This is a genomic window from Micromonospora sp. NPDC049171 (assembly GCF_040648275.1).
Lineage (GTDB): Bacteria > Actinomycetota > Actinomycetes > Mycobacteriales > Micromonosporaceae > Micromonospora.
Map to the genome: position 1 here is coordinate 304,985 of NZ_JBEZDJ010000004.1, position 17,544 is coordinate 322,528.

14 protein-coding genes are annotated in these 17,544 nt (G+C 70.9%); 8 read left to right on the top strand and 6 right to left on the bottom strand.

The annotated features are described in order from the left end of the window. Positions 1-51: 51 nt before the first annotated feature. The 6 genes from AB0B14_RS07785 (at position 52) to AB0B14_RS07810 (ending at position 7,047) form a co-directional block, all read left to right on the top strand. Entirely contained in the window at positions 52-885 is an 834-nt protein-coding gene (locus tag AB0B14_RS07785; RefSeq protein ID WP_357521891.1) for an ABC transporter ATP-binding protein, read from the top strand. A 32-nt stretch (positions 886-917) separates the two neighbouring features. Then, positions 918-1,901 carry an iron-siderophore ABC transporter substrate-binding protein gene (locus tag AB0B14_RS07790; RefSeq protein ID WP_357076015.1) on the top strand — a complete coding sequence of 328 codons (984 nt, stop codon included), beginning with the start codon at positions 918-920 and terminating at the stop codon, positions 1,899-1,901. 2 nt (positions 1,902-1,903) lie between these two features. Next, complete coding sequence (locus tag AB0B14_RS07795; RefSeq protein WP_357521892.1) at positions 1,904-4,006, top strand: iron ABC transporter permease; 2,103 nt, start codon at positions 1,904-1,906, stop codon at positions 4,004-4,006. A 27-nt stretch (positions 4,007-4,033) separates the two neighbouring features. Continuing rightward, a complete protein-coding gene (locus AB0B14_RS07800) occupies positions 4,034-4,939 on the top strand; it encodes a siderophore-interacting protein (RefSeq protein ID WP_357521894.1) in 906 nt (301 codons plus the stop codon). A 134-nt stretch (positions 4,940-5,073) separates the two neighbouring features. Continuing rightward, positions 5,074-6,534: an SDR family NAD(P)-dependent oxidoreductase gene (locus AB0B14_RS07805; protein ID WP_357521896.1), complete on the top strand. Its 1,461-nt coding sequence runs from the start codon at positions 5,074-5,076 to the stop codon at positions 6,532-6,534. A 36-nt stretch (positions 6,535-6,570) separates the two neighbouring features. Beyond that, positions 6,571-7,047, top strand: a complete 477-nt coding sequence (locus AB0B14_RS07810) for a heme-degrading domain-containing protein (RefSeq protein WP_357076003.1) — start codon at positions 6,571-6,573, stop codon at positions 7,045-7,047. Here AB0B14_RS07810 and AB0B14_RS07815 read toward each other — a convergent pair whose 3' ends face one another. Further along, positions 7,048-8,424: an FAD-dependent oxidoreductase gene (locus AB0B14_RS07815; protein ID WP_357521898.1), complete on the bottom strand. Its 1,377-nt coding sequence runs from the start codon at positions 8,422-8,424 to the stop codon at positions 7,048-7,050. It abuts the gene before it with no gap. A 177-nt stretch (positions 8,425-8,601) separates the two neighbouring features. On the opposite strand from AB0B14_RS07815, the gene AB0B14_RS07820 reads away from it, so the two are divergent. Further along, positions 8,602-9,987, top strand: coding sequence for a serine hydrolase domain-containing protein (locus tag AB0B14_RS07820; RefSeq protein ID WP_357521900.1), 1,386 nt, complete (start codon positions 8,602-8,604; stop codon positions 9,985-9,987). Between the two features lie 69 nt (positions 9,988-10,056). On the opposite strand, the gene AB0B14_RS07825 is transcribed toward AB0B14_RS07820, so the two are convergent. Beyond that, positions 10,057-11,274, bottom strand: coding sequence for an MFS transporter (locus AB0B14_RS07825; RefSeq protein ID WP_357076289.1), 1,218 nt, complete (start codon positions 11,272-11,274; stop codon positions 10,057-10,059). Between the two features lie 50 nt (positions 11,275-11,324). Between AB0B14_RS07825 and AB0B14_RS07830 the strand changes: the two genes are divergently transcribed. After that, a complete protein-coding gene (locus tag AB0B14_RS07830) occupies positions 11,325-12,419 on the top strand; it encodes an ROK family protein (protein ID WP_357521902.1) in 1,095 nt (364 codons plus the stop codon). Positions 12,420-12,437: 18 nt separating this feature from the next. Here AB0B14_RS07830 and AB0B14_RS07835 read toward each other — a convergent pair whose 3' ends face one another. The 4 genes from AB0B14_RS07835 to AB0B14_RS07850 all read right to left on the bottom strand — a co-directional run bounded on the left by AB0B14_RS07835 (position 12,438) and on the right by AB0B14_RS07850 (position 17,529). Beyond that, entirely contained in the window at positions 12,438-12,914 is a 477-nt protein-coding gene (locus tag AB0B14_RS07835) for a hypothetical protein (protein WP_357521904.1), read from the bottom strand. A 454-nt stretch (positions 12,915-13,368) separates the two neighbouring features. Beyond that, entirely contained in the window at positions 13,369-13,614 is a 246-nt protein-coding gene (locus AB0B14_RS07840; protein WP_357521905.1) for a hypothetical protein, read from the bottom strand. A 64-nt stretch (positions 13,615-13,678) separates the two neighbouring features. Then, positions 13,679-14,086: an Imm50 family immunity protein gene (locus AB0B14_RS07845; protein WP_357075985.1), complete on the bottom strand. Its 408-nt coding sequence runs from the start codon at positions 14,084-14,086 to the stop codon at positions 13,679-13,681. Positions 14,087-14,091: 5 nt separating this feature from the next. Further along, positions 14,092-17,529, bottom strand: coding sequence for an HNH/endonuclease VII fold putative polymorphic toxin (locus AB0B14_RS07850; protein WP_357521921.1), 3,438 nt, complete (start codon positions 17,527-17,529; stop codon positions 14,092-14,094). Positions 17,530-17,544: the final 15 nt, after the last annotated feature.

Here is a 17,544-nt window from a genome sequence, read left to right on the forward strand (position 1 = left end):
GGCCCGCGACCAGCTTGACAGGCCATCATTCGGTTAGGTTAGCCTAACCTCATGCAGAGCGAGTTGGCGTCGGTCAACGGGGAGCGCAGCCTGTCCGGCGTCGACCTCCAATTGGGCTATCACGGTGTGCCGGTGGTGCACGGTGCCGCGATCAACCTCCGCGCGGGTGCCGTGACCGCCCTGGTGGGGCCCAACGGCAGCGGCAAGTCCACCCTGCTGCGGGCACTGGCCCGGCTGCACCCGATCGAGGCCGGAACCGTGCACCTCGCCGACGGCGTCACGGCCGCCAGCCTCGCGGTCCGGGAGTTCGCCCGGCGGGTCACGCTGCTCGCCCAGAGCAGGCCGGTGCCCAACGGGGTCACCGTCCGGGACGTCGTGGGCTACGGTCGCCACCCCTACCGGGGGCGCTGGCGCGCGGAGGACCCGCACGGTCCCGCCGCGATCACCCGCGCCATGGACGTCACCGGCGTCGCGACGATGGCAGACCGCCCCGTCGACGAACTGTCCGGCGGCGAGTTGCAGCGGGTGTGGCTGGCCACCTGCCTGGCCCAGGACACTCCGGTGCTGCTCCTCGACGAGCCCACCACGTTTCTCGACCTGCGTTACCAGGTGGAGATCCTCGACCTGGTCCGCGACCTCGCGAACGATCACGGCGTCGCCGTCGGCGTCGTGCTGCACGACCTCAACCAGGCAGCCGCAGTGGCGGACGAGGTGGTCCTGTTGCACCAGGGCCGGGTCCGTGCCACCGGCACCCCGGCTGCGGTCTTCACCGAGGACGCCCTCACCCAGACCTACGGGATCCGCATCGAGGTGACCACCGATCCGCTCAGCGGACTGGTCACCACCCGCCCCGTCGGGCGGCACCAGATCCGCGCCCTGGTCTGAACACCCCTATCCACAGCAGAAGAAAGACCGTCATGACCCGTACCCGTATCACCGCCCTCCTCGCCGTCGTGGCCGCGCTGACGCTCGGCGCCTGCGGCACCACCGAGACCGCCGCGTCCCCCGAGACCTCCCCCTCGGCGGCCGGCGGCCCGGTCACCCTCACCGACAGCCGGGGCAAGCAGGTCACTCTCAAGGCCCCGGCGACAAAGGTCGTCGGGCTGGAGTGGGGCGAGGTCGAGATGCTTGTCAGCCTGGGCGTCATGCCCGTCGGTGTCGCCGACCCCAAGGGCTACGGCACCTGGGTCACCGCCGCGAAGCTCGACCCGGGCGTCAAGGACGTCGGCACCCGCGGCGAGCCCAGCGTCGACTCGATCGTCGCCCTCCAGCCCGACCTCGTGGTGATGGAGGACGACCGGGGCGGAAGCCTGGTGAGTCAGCTGGAGAAGTTCGTGCCCGTCGTGGTCGCCAAAGGCAGTGACGCCACCGACAACCTCGGCCGGATGCGCACCGACCTCACCATGATCGCGAAGGCGGTCGGCAAGACCACCGAGGCACAGCAGCTGCTCACCGACTTCGACGCGGCCATCGCCGACGGCAGGAAGAAGATCGCCGACGCGGGTGCCGCCGGCCGGCCGTTCGCCATCGCCGACGGCTGGAAGGAGGGCAGCACCGTCAGCATCCGAATGTTCGGCAAGGGCGCGCTGGTCTCCCAGATCGGCATCCAGCTCGGCCTCACCAACGCCTGGACCGGTAAGACCGACGAGGTGTGGGGCCTGGGCCAGACCGACGTCGAGGGCATGACGGTGCTCAAGGACCCGAACCTGCGCCTCTTCTACAGCGCCTCCGACGGCGACGACGTGTTCGCCAACGGTCTCGCCGGAAACGCCATCTGGAAGTCGCTGCCCTTCGTGCGGCAGGGCAACCTGCACAAGATGCCCAACGGCATCTGGACCTTCGGCGGGCCGTTGTCCGGCAAGCAGTACCTCGACGAACTCGTCAAGACGTACGCGGTGTGAGCGTGCTGAGCGCACCCCCACGCCCGGAGCCGGCCACCCGGCCGGCTCCGGGCGGACGCCCGGCCGCGCCCCGCGTCGCCGTCGTCTTCGTCGCCGCGACCCTGCTGCTGCTCGTGGTCGGCGCGGTCCACCTCACCCAGGGCACCTCGAACGTCGGCGCCCTGGACCTGCTGCGGCTCGCCACCGGCACCGACGACGAGACGGCCCGCGTCCTGCTCGCCGCCCGACTGCCCCGGCTGCTCGCGGGGCTGGCCATCGGCGTCGCGCTCGGGTTCGCCGGCGCCGCGTTGCAGTCGATCGCCCGCAACCCACTCGCCTCCCCCGACACCCTCGCCGTCAACGCCGGCGCGCACCTGGCGATCGTCTCGGTGGCCGCGTTCGGCATCTCGCTGCCCGCGCTGCCCGCCGGCGGTCTCGCCTTCTGCGGCGGGCTGGCCGCCGCCGGCCTGGTGCTGGCGATGTCCTCCGGTAGGCAGGCCGGCACCACCCGGCTCATCCTCGCCGGCTCGGCGACCGCGCTGGCGCTCGGGTCGGTGACCACCCTGCTGCTGCTCCTGTTCGAGCAGGCCACCATCGGGCTGTTCGCCTGGGGCAACGGCTCGCTGGTGCAGAGCGACCTGAGCGCACTGACCCAACTCGCCCCGGTGATCGTCGGCGCCATCGTCATGCTGGTCCTGCTCGGGCACCGCCTCGACATCCTCGCCCTCGGCGACGACACCGCCACCGTGCTCGGCCTCGACGTGCGGCGTACCCGGCTCACCGTCGTGGTGCTGGCCGTGCTGCTGTCCGCCGCGGCCGTCACCCTCACCGGCCCGGTCGGTTTCGTCGGCCTGTGCGCCCCGGTGATCGTCCGGCTGCTCGGCCCCGTGGTGCCGGGGGTGCACCGGCACCGCGTCCTGCTGCCGTTGTCCGGCATCGCCGGCGTCATCATCGTGCTCGGCTCGGACGTGCTGTTGCGCGCCGTGCTGGGTGGGCAGGCCGGGGTGGACATCCCCACCGGCGTGGTCACCACCCTGTTCGGCGCGGCGATCCTCATCTGGCTGGCGCGCCGGCACCGCGACGCCGGCCCCACCCGCCGTCCGCCCGGCGGCCACGCGGCCGTCCGCTCCGCCGCCTTCCACCGGGGCGTCGTCGCGGTCACCGCCGTCCTGACCGTCTGCGCCGTGACGGTCGGCATGCTCGCCGGGGACACCTGGGTGCTGCTCGGCGACGTCGTCAACTGGGTCAACGGCAGCACCGGGCCGGCGTACACCTTTGTGCTGGACCAGCGGTGGCCGCGCGTCGCCGCGGCGGTCCTGGCCGGCGCGGCGCTCGCGGTCGCCGGCACCACCGTGCAGGCGGTCTGCCGCAACCCGCTGGCCGAACCCGGCATCCTCGGCATCACCGCCGGCGCCGGGCTGGGCGCCGTCTCCCTGCTCACCTTCGTGCCGCTGGCCGGGGTGTGGGCCGTCTCCGGCGTCGCCGGGCTCGGCGCGATGCTGGCGTTCGCCCTCGTCTACGGCCTGGCCTGGCGCGGCGGGCTCAGCTCCGACCGGCTGGTGCTGATCGGCTTCGGCACCTGGCAGGGCGGCATGGCGGTCATCACCTACCTGGTCGTCGCATTCGACCCGTGGAACACCGGCAAGGCGCTGACCTGGCTGTCCGGCTCCACCTACGGTCGGCTGCCCACCCAGGTGCTGCCGGTGCTGATCGCGCTGCTGGTGCTCACCCCGGCCGTGGTCGCCGCCCGTCGCGAACTCGACCTGCTGGCCCTGGACGACGACACCCCCCGGGTGTTGGGCGTCCGGCTGGAACGCACCCGGTTGATCGCGCTCGGCGCGGCGGCGCTGCTCACCTCCACCGCCGTCTCGGCCGTCGGGGTCATCGGCTTCGTCGGCCTGGTCGCTCCGCACGCCGCGCGGGCGCTCGTCGGCGGACGACACTCCCGGGTGCTCCCGGTGGCCGCACTGCTCGGCGCGGCGCTGGTCAGCATCGCCGACACCCTCGGCCGGACGGTCATCGCCCCGGCCCAGATCCCCGCCGGCCTGGTCACGGCCATGATCGGCGCACCGTACTTCGTCTGGCTGCTGTGGCGCTCCCGCGCCTTGGCGAGCACCACCCGGTAGACGCCGGCCCGAGTCGAGAGAGGCACCATGACCGAGACCCTGCCCATCGCGCCGTACCGCGTGTTCGCCGTCACCGTCCGCGCCGTACGCCGACTCAGCCCGTCCTTCACCCGGGTGACCTTCACCGGAGCGGACCTCGACCGCTTCGCCGACAACGGTGACGACCAGCGGATCAAGCTGGCGTTGCCGCTGCCCGGTGAGCGCGGGGTGGACCTTCCCCAGGGCGCGGACTGGTACGCGACCTGGCGGGCCCTGCCCGAGCACCGACGTCCCCCGATCCGTACCTACACCGTGCGGGCCGTCCGACCGCACCTGGCCGAGGTCGACGTCGACCTGGTGCTGCACGGCGACGGCGGGCCGGCGACGCGCTGGGCGCGGCGGGTGGGCGCGGGGGACCAGATCGCCATCGTCGGGCCGGACTCCGCCTACGAGGGTGACCACGGCGGGGCCGAGTTCCGCCCGTCGGCCGGGGGCAGCCTGCTGCTGGCCGGGGACGAGACGGCCGTGCCGGCGATCGCCAGCATCTGCGAACGCCTGCCTCGCGAAGCCCGGGGCGTCGTCCTGCTGGAGGTGCCCGACGCCGACGACGTGCTGCCGTTGGCCGCACCTCCCGGCGTCGAGGTGCGCTGGCTGCCCCGGGGCGACGACGCCCACGGCAGCCGCCTGGTGCCCGCCGTCACCGTGGCGGCGGGGGAACTGCTGGCCCCGGGCGCGACGGCGGCCACCGCGCCGGTCGCGGACGTGGACGTCGACACCGAGATCCTGTGGGAGGTCCCCGACGAGGTGACCGTGACACCGCTGTACGCGTGGCTCGCCGGGGAGGCCGGCGTCATCCGGAACCTGCGCCGACACCTGGTCGCCGAGCGGGGCCTGGACCGGCGCGCGGTGGCCTTCATGGGCTACTGGCGTCTCGGCCGCGCCGACGAGGCCTGAGACCGACGCCGCCTGCCGCCTCCGGGGCCGACAGGTGTACGCGGGGTCCGTCGCGGACCCCGCGTACAGTTTCGGGTCGGACTTGGGGTGGGCCGGCTGGTTCCGGCACGGGAAACGGGACGAGACACAGACACATGACGGTGGACAACATTACCGAAAACGGTCAAGGCGGCATCGACCGCGATCGGCTGGAGGCCTGCCTCGGTGTCTTCGAGGCCTTGGAGGCCCTGCCCTCCGACCACCCGGACGTGGTGCGGGTGCAGCGGGCCACCGCCCGGCTCTACAAGGTGATCAAGCAGAGGCGGCGTGAGGAACGGCGGGACGCCATCCTCACGGCCGACCGGGCGGTGACGGAGGCCACCGCCACCGGCGCCCCCGGGCGGATCGACGACGAGACCCAGGGCATCCCGCTCGCGTCCTCCGCCGCGGGTGAGACGGCGGGCTTCCTGCACAACCCCCGCGGCTGCTACGTGTGCAAGCAGCGCTACCGCGAGGTGGACGCCTTCTACCACCAGCTCTGCCCGTCCTGCGCCGCGCTCAACCGGGAGCGCCGCGACGCCCGTACCGACCTGACCGGCCGGCGCGCACTGCTCACCGGCGGTCGGGCGAAGATCGGCATGTACATCGCGCTGCGGCTGCTGCGCGACGGCGCACACACGACGGTGACCACGCGGTTCCCGCACGACGCGGTGCGCCGGTTCGCCGCCATGCCCGACAGCGGGGACTGGCTGCACCGTCTGCGCATCGTCGGCATCGACCTGCGCGACCCCGCCCAGGTGATCGCCCTCGCCGACGACGTCAGCAGCCAGGGCCCCCTGGACATCCTGATCAACAACGCGGCGCAGACCGTCCGCCGCTCCCCCGGGGCGTACGCGCAGCTCATCGCCGCCGAGGCCGCGGCCCTACCGGACGGCCCCCTGCCCGAGCTGATCACGTTCGCCAAGCCGGACGGCCAGACCGGCCCGGTGGGCAGCCTGACCGCCGGGCCGCAGTCCACCGCGCTCACCCCGCACGCGCTCACCGCGCTGGCACTCACCAGCGGCTCCGCCTCGCCGGAACGGATCGCCGCGTCCACGGCCATCGACGCCGGTGGTCTCGTGCCCGACCTCGACTCGGTCAACAGCTGGGTCCAGCGGGTGCAGGAGGTCGACCCGGTCGAGCTGCTCGAAGTGCAACTGTGCAACGTCACCGCGCCGTTCGTGCTGGTCAGTCGACTGCGGCCGGCGATGGCCGCCGCGTCGGCCCGCCGCAAGTACGTGGTGAACGTGTCGGCGATGGAGGGCCAGTTCGGCCGCGGCTACAAGGGGCCGGGGCACCCGCACACCAACATGGCCAAGGCCGCGCTGAACATGCTGACCCGCACCAGCGCACAGGAGATGCTGACCGACGGCATCCTGATGACGAGCGTCGACACCGGCTGGATCACCGACGAACGCCCCCACCCGACGAAGATGCGACTGGCCGACGAGGGTTTCCACGCCCCGTTGGACCTGGTGGACGGCGCCGCCCGGGTGTACGACCCGATCGTCCGCGGCGAGCTGGGCGAGGACCTGTACGGGTGTTTCCTGAAGGACTACGCGCCCTGCGCCTGGTGAGCACCGACACGACGAGTTTCGACGAGGAGAAGACTCATGGCATCTGATCGTGAACCGTGGCCGACGCTTGACGAGCTGCTGCGCGAGGAGACCGAGCTGGAGCTCGCGGGCCTGTCCGAGACGGACGCGTACGAGCTGGGGCAGCTCGCCGTCGCCGCCGCAAGGGAGCAGCGGCTGCCGGTTTCGGTGGGCGTGTGGCGGGCCGGGCGTCAGCTGTTCCACTGTGGCCTGCCCGGGTCGACGGCGGACAACGACGGGTGGCTGCGACGCAAGGGGCGGGTGGTGATGCGGTTCGAGCACTCGTCGCTCTACATGGCCCGGTTGTGCCAGGACAAGCAGGTGACGCTGGCCGAGAAGTTCGGTCTGCCGGCCTCCCGCTACGCGGCCGCTGGCGGTGCGGTGCCGTTGCGCGTACGCGGCACCGGCGTGGTGGGCTGGGTCGGTGTGTCCGGGCTTCCGCAGCTGGACGACCACCGGTTCGTCGTCGACATCCTGCGCAAGCTACCCCGCTAGTCAACGGGCGCGTCGGTTGGCCCGTAGGGCGCCGACGAGCACGCCGGGCCTGGCCAGTGTGAGTGGGTGCTCCCGCATGGAGACGACCTGGTTGAACCGTCGCGCGATCGCCACGTCGGTGACGGTCGCGGCGATGATCTGCCGGCTGGCCCAACTGGTGATCCGGTATCCGCGCGGATAGGGCCCGTCGACGTGGGGCAGCCCCAGGTCGGCGGAGGTCGACGTCGACCACGCGGCGTCGACCACGACCTTCTGCAACGCGAGGTACTCGTGTGCGGGGGCGGTCAGATCCGGGCGGGTGCGCAGGTACGTCGACAGGCAGGCCGCGTGCAGGGCCGCCGCCGTCATCCCCTGCCCGTACACCGGGTTGAACGACGCGACGGCGTCGCCCACGCTGACGAGCCCGCCGGGAAACCGCCGCAGCGCGTGGAAGTCGCGCCGTCGACTGTCGGCATGGTGGTAGGTCTGGACGTCGCCGAGCATCTGCTGGCCGGCGACCTCACCGAACTCGGGTGGAAACTGCTCCCGGAGTCGACGGACGAAGTCCTCGGCGGTGGAGCCGGGGCGGTGGTCCCCGTAGCCGGCCATCATGGCCATCCACCGACCGTCCTCGATGGCGAAGAACGCGGCGCCGGCCACGTCCGAGGACATCTTCGGGGTGTGCAGCGCCAGGGCCACCGTCGCGGCCTCCGCCTCGGCCGGGCGGCGGAAGAGGGCCGTCGCGTAGTTGAGGTGCACGGTCATCCGCCGCGTGACCGGCCGGTCCCAGCCGGCCTGCTCCAGCCAGGCCGACAGTCTGCTCGACCGCCCCATGGCGTCCACCACGAGGTCACCGCACTCCACACCGGGCGACCCGCCGACGTCGCAGCGGACCCCGGTGACCACGGTGCCGTCGAACACGAGACCCGTGGCACGGGCGGTGACCGTCTTGACGTTGGGCAGTCGCAGCACCTGTTGGCGGATCAGCCCCTCCAGGAGCGGCCGGCTGCCCGCCAGGCTGTCGGCGTCGTCGGGGACGACGACCCGCAGGCGACCGTCGAGGTAGTTGCGCCTGGCCGCGGGCGGCGCCTCGACCGCCCCGCGCGCCACGGCCGCGTCGCGGAAGCCGGGAAACAGCCGTTCCAACTGCAGGAAGCCGCCGGGCAGCAGCGCGTGCAGCTGCGTCCCCTGGGGTACGCCGGGACGCGCGCCGCACCCCTGCGGGTCGTCCCGGTCGATGATGACGACGCTGTCGGCGTAGTCGGAGAGCACGCGGGCGGCCAGCAGGCCGGCGACACTGCCGCCGACCACGACTGCCCTGCCCAGGACCGGGGATGGCTGATCGGGGGGTCGCACCGCGTTCAGCTCGGCGAAGACGCGGGCGCGGGAGAGGGACATCGTGCTCTCCAAGGGTATGGATGGTCGTTCGGTGTGACGCCCGCCGATCGTCGCACAGGCACCACACATTTACCGAACGTGTCCTGATGGTGACCATGTGTTGACCAATGGATGAGCGTGACCGAGGTGGGGAGGCTCGGTTGGCGCACGTCGATGTCAGCTGTCACGATTCCCGGCATGCCCGTTGCGCGTCGTACTCTGCTCGGGGCCGGTCTGGCCGCCGCGACCGCCACCCTCACCGGCTGCGGTGCGGACGGCGGGCCGAAGCCAGGCCCGGGTGATCCCGGCGACGCGGTGACCGCGACCGACGCCGCCGGCAACCGGGTGGGGTTCGGCGCGGCCGGTAACAGCGCGGCCCCGTCCGGCTCGCCGAGCGCCACCGCGGCGCCGAGTGGCGGTGCCGAGCCGGCCGGCCAGGCCCGCTACGCGCAGGGCGTGACGACCCTGCTCCGCAGGCACCTGCCCGCCACACCGCAGACCGTTGCGCACAAGGGCTTTCCGGGTGCCGTCGCGGTCGTCCTGGTCGACGGGAAGACAACTGTGCACACCGCCGTCGGGGAGGCGCTGCGCTACGGCGCCGGCCCGAAGCTCCTCCCGGCCAGCCAACGGGTCGCGATGCGCCCCGACTCGATCTTCGACCTCGCCTCGGTCACGAAGGTGTACACCGCCATCCTGCTGCTCCAGCAGGTCGACAGGGGACGCGTCGACCTGGGCGCCCCGGTCCGCGACTACCTGCCGGCCTTCGGCGGAGCCGGCACCGAGCGCGTCACCGTCGAGATGCTGCTGACCCACACCAGCGGCCTGCCCGTCGGCGCCAAGGTCACCGGCCTCGCCGACAGTGCCGCCCGCTGGAACGCCGTGCTCACCACCGGGTTGGTCTCCGGCGCCGTGCCCGGGGACACGTTCCGCTACTCCAGCGTCGGGCTCATGATCGCCGGCAAGATCGTCGAGAAGGTCACCGGTCAGCGGCTCGACCAGGCGCTCAAGAGCAACCTCACCGGTCCGCTGGGCCTGCGCGACACCGGTTTCCACCCCAACACCTGGTTGTCGGGCACCGCCCGGGCCAGTCGACTCGTCGCCACCGACGCCCGATCGTCGCGGGGCCTGCTCCGTGGCACCGTCCACGACGACGTCGCCAACCACCTCGGTGGCATCGCCGGTCACGCCGGCGTCTTCGCGACCGCCACCGATCTCGCGGCCATCGGTCAGCTGCTCCTCGACGGAGGCACCCACCAGGGCAGGCGGATCCTCGCCGCGGCGACCGTGCGCCGGATGCTGACCAACCACAACGCCGGAAAACCCGCTGTCGACCCGGAACGGCCCACCCGGACCGCCGCCCACGGCCTCGGCGTCGTTCTCAACCAGAGCTGGTTCATGGGCCGGCTCACCTCGGCCCGGACCTTCGGTCACACCGGCTTCGCCGGCCCGTCCCTGCTGGTCGATCCCAGCCGCAAGCTCGTCCTCGCCCTGCTCACCAACCGCGCGCACCCCAACTGGAGTTGGTCGAATCCCGATCCGGTCCGTGCGGCGGTCGGCGACCTGCTCGCCAAAGAGGTCAACTGAGCGACGGCCGACCGGAAGGTGTGGACCTGTTCAGCCCGGCCACCTCGGCGCACCTCGGCCTCCTCGGGATCAGCCCGGGACGGTCGCGGGGACACGCTCGCGCGTCCGTCGACCGACGGCGAAGCTGACCAGCCCCAGGGCCAACCCGATGATCCCGAGGACCACGCCGACCCGGGCGGGTGCGAGATAACCGAGCCCGGCGGCGATGGCGACACTGCCCAGGGCGGCGCCCAGGCTGTTCGCGATGTTCATGGCCGACTGGTTGACCGCCGCACCCATCAACTGCGCTCCCGGTGCGACGGTGATCAGGCGCGCCTGCAGGACCGGGCCGAGGTACAGGCTCGTCGCACCGACCAGGAACGCGCCCACGAACAGACCGACCCGGGTCGACGCGACGAGGCTGAACGCGGCGATGCTCACGATCATCGCGACGAACCCGATGACCATGCTCCGCCGCAGGTCACGGTCCGCGAACCAGCCACCCAGGGCGTTGCCGACGGTCATGCCGAGACCCACCGCGACAAGCACCCACGGCACCGTCGCGGCGGAGAGCCCGGCGACGTCGGTGGTGACCGGTGCGAGGTAGCTGTCCACCGCGAAGAACCCGGCGAAACCGACCGCGCCGGTCGCGGCCACCAACCAGACCTGCGGGGTGCGCAGCGACCGCAGCTCGGCGGCCGGCGACCCGTCGACCGCCGCGGCCACCTCCGGGACGACCGCCAGCACCGCCAGCAGCGTGAGCACGAACACACCGGCGATGACCAGGTACGCGACGCGCCAGCCGGCCGCCTGCCCGAGCCGCGTGATGAGGGGTACGCCGACCACGTTGCTCACGGTCAGGCCGCCGAGCACGGTGGCGAACCCCCGGGCCTCGTTACCGGGGCCCATCAGCGTCGCCGCGAGCAGACCGGCCGCTCCGAAGTACGCGCCGTGCGGAAGCGCCGCCGCGAACCGAGCCACCAGCACCAGGTCGAAGGTGGGGGCGATCGCGGACCCGACCGTGCCGACGGCGAAGAGCACGAGCAGTCCGAGCACGAGCCTCTTGCGGGGCAGGCGCGCGCTCAGCGCGGCGATCAGGGGCGCGCCCACGACCACGCCGAGCGCGTACGCGGTGATCATCCAGCCGGCTCGCGCGACCGCTCCCGAGGACGACTGGGCGTACTGCGGCGCGAGCAGATCGCGCGCGATGTCGGGCAGCAGGCCCATCGCCACGAACTCGGTGAGGCCGATAGCGACGCCACCCAGTGCCAGGGCGACAAGCGCCGCCACCCGTCGACCGCTGCTCATTCCGATCACCGAGAAAATTTAGCAACAGCGTTGCGTAATAGGGTGGCGAGATGACTCGCATCACTGCGGACGTCAGGTTCCTGCGCGGCTACAACCAGGCGCTGGTCATGGCGGTGGGGCGTACCGCCCGACGGTTCGAGCGGTCGACAGTTGTCGAGGCCACCGGCCTGACCCCACAGGCGGTCTCCAAGGTCATCGCCCGGCTGAGCGCCGAAGGCCTGATCCGTCCCACCGACGTCCGGCGGCCGGGCGTCGGCAAGCCCGCGGTCGTCTACGAGTTCGTCCCCGACAGCCGGTACGCGATCGGCGCCCACGTCGCCCGGCGCACGCTGCGGCTGGTCCTGGTCGACCTCGCCGGCACCGTGCGGCACTCCACGGTCAGCCCACTGCCCGGCGACTTCACCCCGCCGCAGCTTCTCGACGCCCTACGCTCCGGCATCGACGCGATGGCCGGCAACGCCGACCTGCGCGGCCGACTCACCGGCGTCGGCATCGGCATGATCGGTCCACTGGACCACGCCCACGGCCTGGTCCGCGGCGCTCACGGCCTGCGGCACTGGCACGACGTGCCGCTGCGCGAGATCGCCGAGGAGCACCTGGGCCTGCCCATCCACCTCGACAAGGACGTCACCGCCGGGATCACGGCCGAAGCCTGGCGACACGGCGCGACGTTCGGCGACGCGGCACTCATCATGATCGAGTCTGGGATCGGCGGAGGCTTCTGGCTGGGCGGTGCGGCCCACCGGGGCGCGCACACCAACGCGGGAGAGTTCGGCCACACGGTCGTCGACCTGGACGGCCCCCGCTGCGTCTGCGGCCGGCACGGATGCCTGGAGATCGTGCACCAGCACGCCGCCGACGCCGGAGACATGGCACGCGCGGCCCGTGTCGTGGCGGTGGGCGTCGTCAACCTGCTCCAGACCCTCGACCTCGCCCACGTGGTGCTGGCGGGAGCGGACCTCCTCCGACACCCGGACACCTATCTCGCGGCGGTCACCGAGGCCGTCTCGGCGGATGCGCGACGCGCGAACTGGCTCAGCACGCGGGTGACCCTGTCCAGCCTCGGCGCGGACGCCATCGCCGCGGGCGCCGCCATGCAGATCCTCGACCAGCACTACGGCATCCCGGAGCTTGCCCCGACCTGACCGCCGGCACCCCCGCGCCTACACCGCGGCCGGGGGCGACAGCGCCATCTTCTGCCAGTTGCGGAACACGAAGCGGTGCACCGACTTCAGCCCGACCCAGAGCGCCGGCTCCAGCGCGAGCCGGCCATACCCTCGGACGGTCACCGTCGTGGTCCGGATGACCCGGGTGCCGCCGTTGACCGGCGTCAACTCGAACAGGTCACCGAGATGGTCGACGAAACGGTGGAAGTGGAGGTTCGTCGACTCCATGTGGAAGGCCAACCGGGCCGGCGGCTCCCACACGGTGATCCGCTGTCGCACCACACCCTGCTCGGAGACGCACTGCCGGGCGGCACCGACTTCGCCCGGGCCGTCGGGCAGTCGGCACGACGTGGGTCGGGGCGTGCCCAGGTAGAACACCGGGCAGCGCGGCTGCAACTCCAGGCGCGAGTCGCAGAGCGCCGGCCACAACACGTCGGGCGAGTGGGGCATGGTCCATCCGGTCCGCACGATCACCCGCACACCGTAGGCCGGGCATCCACGGCGGCGTATCGGCCCTCTGGCCCGCCCACGTTCCGGCACCGCCCGCCCCCACCGTCGAATGCGGACGAACGCACAACCTCGTGCGTCGGGACCTTCTTCCAACGAAGGCGGATTATTTGCTCCATAGATGGAGCGGACGCTACGCGGGTCTTCGACTAAATCCAACCAAATGGGCACCGGCGCAACCTGACCGTTCCACATCGCTTCCGCTGACGCTCCCGCCGCGACGGATTTCGTGATATCGGCCAATTAGTGGCAGCCCTCTTATGCTAAGAGAAATTGAAATCGTACCTGTCCGAAACTGAAATGTAGACAACCTCCGGCATCGGGTGACCGAGGCCGAAGTGTTTATTGACCCATCCAATCACGGCCGCCCGCAAGCCCTCCGGTTGATATTGCGTCAGGACCAAAGTAACCGAAGACACTACTACGACCACCGCAGCGCCAGGCTTAGAGACTCGATATCAGAGGCAACATCCAGAACACCAAGCCTGATCATCTCAAGGTCGCCAGCATCAAGGTGTGGTTCGTCCACCACAAGAAAGACATTACCACTCAGCCACGCACCGCTGAATGGTTCCCCGTCCGGATAGTAGTGTCCAGCCTGGATCCTGACGTAGATACCCCAGCCGGCAAGTCGGACCCGGAAGACGTGTTCGGTCTCTCTACTCACGAAAAGTCCAACTTGTCAAAGACTCGGGCACTGAAGAAGCGCCCATATCAATAACGTTCGGAGATTATTCAAGGGACAGGTCGCCGGCATAAGCCGATATCGACGTCACGGCCGCCGCGTCCGCCTGCACCTGAATGCGAGCCGATCCCCACAGGACTTCCAGCATCAGCGAATCATCCTGCGAGGCCAGTTCCATGCTGGCCCAACCGCGGTGGTTCCAGCCCGCCAGGGAGAGGTCCTTGATGCCAATCATCGTCAGGCCGACCTGCACGACGTTGAAGCCCTGATCGCGCCATTTTCTCGGCGCATTCGTCGGGAACTCCGGCAGATCGAATCTCAGGACGGCCGACGGGCCATCCCGCTGGAGCACAACCTCGTGCAACAGGATCTTCTCCAACGAAGGGGGGTTGTCCGCTCCGTAGATGGAGCGGACGCCTCGCGGGTCTTCGACTAAATCCAACCAAGTGGGCACGGGCGTTACCTCACAAAAGGATAGTGGTCGGTGGTCCCCGGAACGTGTCCCGTTCTCGTATTCTCCGGCGGCCGGACGTTGAAGTGTGGACCCTGGTTACCGACCCCGCCGTCGAATTGGTGACCAGCGGCGTGGTCCTGGATGACCACCTTACTGCCGTCCGGTCTGGTGTAGACGTATTCCCGCGTGATGATCGGCCGGTTGTTCTCGTCCAGAATCCGCCTGCCCCACTTGTCCGTCATCGGCACACGGTTGACTGCATCCGGATGCTGCGATCGCGGTATACCCAGGTCACGCTTCGCTTGGTTCAGAGCACCATTCCGGCCGACCTGGGCGGATGGGACACACGGCGCGAGACCGAATGGGTCGATGAGATCAGTAGGGTTGTCAACATAGGCGTAGGGGTTCGGGGCCGGAACGAGTCCGAGTGGGTCAGGAGACTGGTATCGGCCGGTCACCGGATCGTAGTAGCGGTGGTAGTTGTGCGAGGCGCCGGTTTCCGGGTCGTGGACCTGACCGGGGAACCGCAGCGGGCAGTCCGCGCCCGTGGCGCTGACGTGGGTCGGAATGCCCCAGATGGTGGTCCGCTGTTGCCAGGCGATTTCGCCGTCCGGGCTGACCAGTTCGGTGGGTGTGCCGACCAGGTCGGTCACGATCGCGTAGAAGCGGCGGTCCACCTCATCCTGGCCGGTCGAGGCGTCGGTCTGGCTGATCGGGGTGAACGTGCCGGGGGCGTACTCCCAGGTGCTGGTCCGGTCGCCGCCGTCGCCGCGGTGGGTCTGCTCGATCAGGCGCGGGCCGTCCCAGGCGAAGTCGACCTGTTCGACCACGCCATCGTCGGCGTCGAGGCGTTGCTTGGCGACCCGCCGGCCGAGCGCGTCGTACCGGTAGCGCCACCGGGTGCCGTCCGGGGTGGTGACGGCGGTCAGCCGGTCCTCGCTGTCCCAGGTGTAGCGCCAGGTCGAGGGCTTGGTCGAACGCTGCTTGCGCTGCCGCAGCGTGACCCGGCCAGCGGCGTCATGTTCGTAGCGCACGTTCCCGGCCCGGCGGATCAGGGTTCCCGTGTACTCCCGCTCACCCCGAGCGCCGCCGTCGCCGTCGCCGTCCGCACCGGGCCAGGCGGCACTGGCCACGTTGCCGGCCTCGTCGTAGGCGTATCGCTCGGTCCAGTCGTCGGCCTGGACGGCGGTGATCCGGCCGGCCCGGTCCAGCTCCAGCCGACGCTCCCCGGTGACCTGGTCGACGGTGCCGGTCAGGTAGCCGTCAGCGCGGTACTGGTAGGCGCGGTGGGCGACCAGGTCCGGCACGTCGCTGACGGCAGGGCTCGCCGTGAGGATCTGGGAGAGCAGCCGGTGGTTGGCGTCCCAACTCTGGGTCAGCGCGAGACTGCCGACCGCCCGCCGGGTCTCCCGGCCAGCCGCGTCGTGGGTGAAGCTGACCGTCGCGCCACCGGTGTGCAGAGCCACCGGCCGGTGCCCGGGGTCATATTCCCAGGCGCTGTCGACCCCCGCGGGGGTACGCCGGTACGTCCGTCGGCCAAGCGCGTCGTAGGACGAGGTGACAGTCTGCCCGTCGCGGATCTCGGCGAGTACCCGACCCAGCGGATCCCGCTCGAACCGGAGGTCGATCTCGGGTGCGGTGGCGTGCAGCAGCCGGCCGACCGGGTCGTACCCGAAGGTGGTGACGCCCTCGGCGGTGCGCTTCTGCACGACGTTGCCCAGCAGGTCACGGACCAGCTCAATGGTCTGCCCGGCGCCGTTGGTGCGGGCCACGAGTTGGCCGGCGGGGTCGTGCGTGTAGGTCTGCGTGCGGCCGTTGAAGTCGGTCTCGGCGACCAGCCGCCCACCGGGGTCGTAGTCGTAGCGCCAGACGAGCCCCTGCGGATTGGTGACCGCGGTGAGGCGCAGCTCGGTGTCATAGGCGAAGGTCAGCCGGGCGCCGTCCGGCCCGGTACGCGCCACCGGCAGGTCGAAGGGGCCGATCTCGAACTCGGTCGTCGCCCCGGTCTGGTCGGTGTGGGTGACCAGGTTTCCTTCCGGGTCGTAGGTCCATTCCTCGCTCACCCCGTCCGGACTTCGCCGCCACGCCGGCCGCCCCTCGACGGTCCAGCCGAGATGGGTGGTGCCGCCGACGGGGTCGGTTACCTCGACAACCCGTCCGGCGGAATCCCGCCGGTAGGTCGTCACCGCGCCGGTGGGCTCGGCGACCTGACTGATCAACCCCGCCGGATCCGTGGCCACCACCAGGACGCTGTCCAGGGCGTCGGTCACCTCGCTGAGGTGACCGCTCTCGCCGTAGCGGTATCGGGTGGTCGCGCCAATGGGATCGGTGATCATGGTCAGGTTGCCGCGTTCGTCGTACGCGCGCCGCCAGATCGCACCGTCGACGTCGGTGACCACGACCGGCTGACGTAGCTCGTTGTACGACGCCGACGCCCGGCTGCCGTCCGGGCGGGTGACCTCGACCAGGTTGCCGTCGTCATCGTAGGACCAACGAGTGATCCGCCCCAGCGCATCGGTCTCGGACAGCTTCCGATCAAAACGATCCCAGGTGAACGCCGTGACATGACCCAGCGGGTCCGTGACTCGATGCGTTTGACCGCGCCCGGTCAGCTCATAGATGGTGCTGTTGCCGAGTGAGTCGTCCACCGCGGTCGTCCGCTCGGCCGGGTGGTAGTGCAACCGCGCGGACAGGTATCCGCCCGAACCGGTCGCGGCCACGCAACGACCCTGCTCGTCGTAGGTGTAGCGGTACTCCTGCTCGTTACGATCCAGCCAGCGAACCAACCGGCCGTCGTCGTCATAGCCGAACTTGAGGGGAAGCCCGGACCCGTTGACCACCTCGGCGAGGTGACCGTCCTCGTCGTAGCCGAACCGCACCAGCGTCCGGGCCCCACCGGACGGTTCCGCGTCGAGCAGACTCAGCGCCGCCACCCGACCCTGCAGGGTGTCGACAGCGATCCGATACCCACCACTGTGCCGAACCTCGGTGATCACGCCGTCGCGCCAGTCCACGTCGATCCGATGACCATTGCGGTCCGTCACGGCAACCAGGGGCAACACCCGAACAGGGCCACCGCCGCCCTCCGGCTCAGGCTGCTCCGGCACCGTTCGGAAGTGCAGGGCGCGACCGGTCTCCGGCTGCTCGACCCGGAAACCGTCCGCGGTCGGAGTGAGCGGCCAACGAGGACCCGCCGCCGGCATGACCTGCCCGCCGCCATCCCCGGGTGTCGGGTAGGACAGGACCATGCCGTCCTCGGCGACGAAGCACACCCCCTGCTCGTCGACCTCGACCCGCTGATCAAGCGTCGACGCCCAGGACGGCCCAAACCACCGACCCACCCGATACGACGACACGTGACTGCGGCCGAGGACAAGCGGAAGCAGACCCGGCAACTCAACATCGGTCTGGGCGAGCACCACCTCACCACTGGCCACATCGATCGGATCACCCGCGCA

What these genes read in the sequence shown, in the direction of transcription:
- AB0B14_RS07785 (WP_357521891.1), top strand. Translation starts at nt 52, where the DNA reads ATGCAGAGCGAGTTGGCGTCGGTCAACGGGGAGCGCAGCCTGTCCGGC.
- AB0B14_RS07790 (WP_357076015.1), top strand. Translation starts at nt 918, where the DNA reads ATGACCCGTACCCGTATCACCGCCCTCCTCGCCGTCGTGGCCGCGCTG.
- AB0B14_RS07800 (WP_357521894.1), top strand. Translation starts at nt 4,034, where the DNA reads ATGACCGAGACCCTGCCCATCGCGCCGTACCGCGTGTTCGCCGTCACC.
- AB0B14_RS07805 (WP_357521896.1), top strand. Translation starts at nt 5,074, where the DNA reads ATGACGGTGGACAACATTACCGAAAACGGTCAAGGCGGCATCGACCGC.
- AB0B14_RS07810 (WP_357076003.1), top strand. Translation starts at nt 6,571, where the DNA reads ATGGCATCTGATCGTGAACCGTGGCCGACGCTTGACGAGCTGCTGCGC.
- AB0B14_RS07815 (WP_357521898.1), bottom strand. Translation starts at nt 8,424, where the DNA reads ATGTCCCTCTCCCGCGCCCGCGTCTTCGCCGAGCTGAACGCGGTGCGA.
- AB0B14_RS07820 (WP_357521900.1), top strand. Translation starts at nt 8,602, where the DNA reads ATGCCCGTTGCGCGTCGTACTCTGCTCGGGGCCGGTCTGGCCGCCGCG.
- AB0B14_RS07825 (WP_357076289.1), bottom strand. Translation starts at nt 11,274, where the DNA reads ATGAGCAGCGGTCGACGGGTGGCGGCGCTTGTCGCCCTGGCACTGGGT.
- AB0B14_RS07830 (WP_357521902.1), top strand. Translation starts at nt 11,325, where the DNA reads ATGACTCGCATCACTGCGGACGTCAGGTTCCTGCGCGGCTACAACCAG.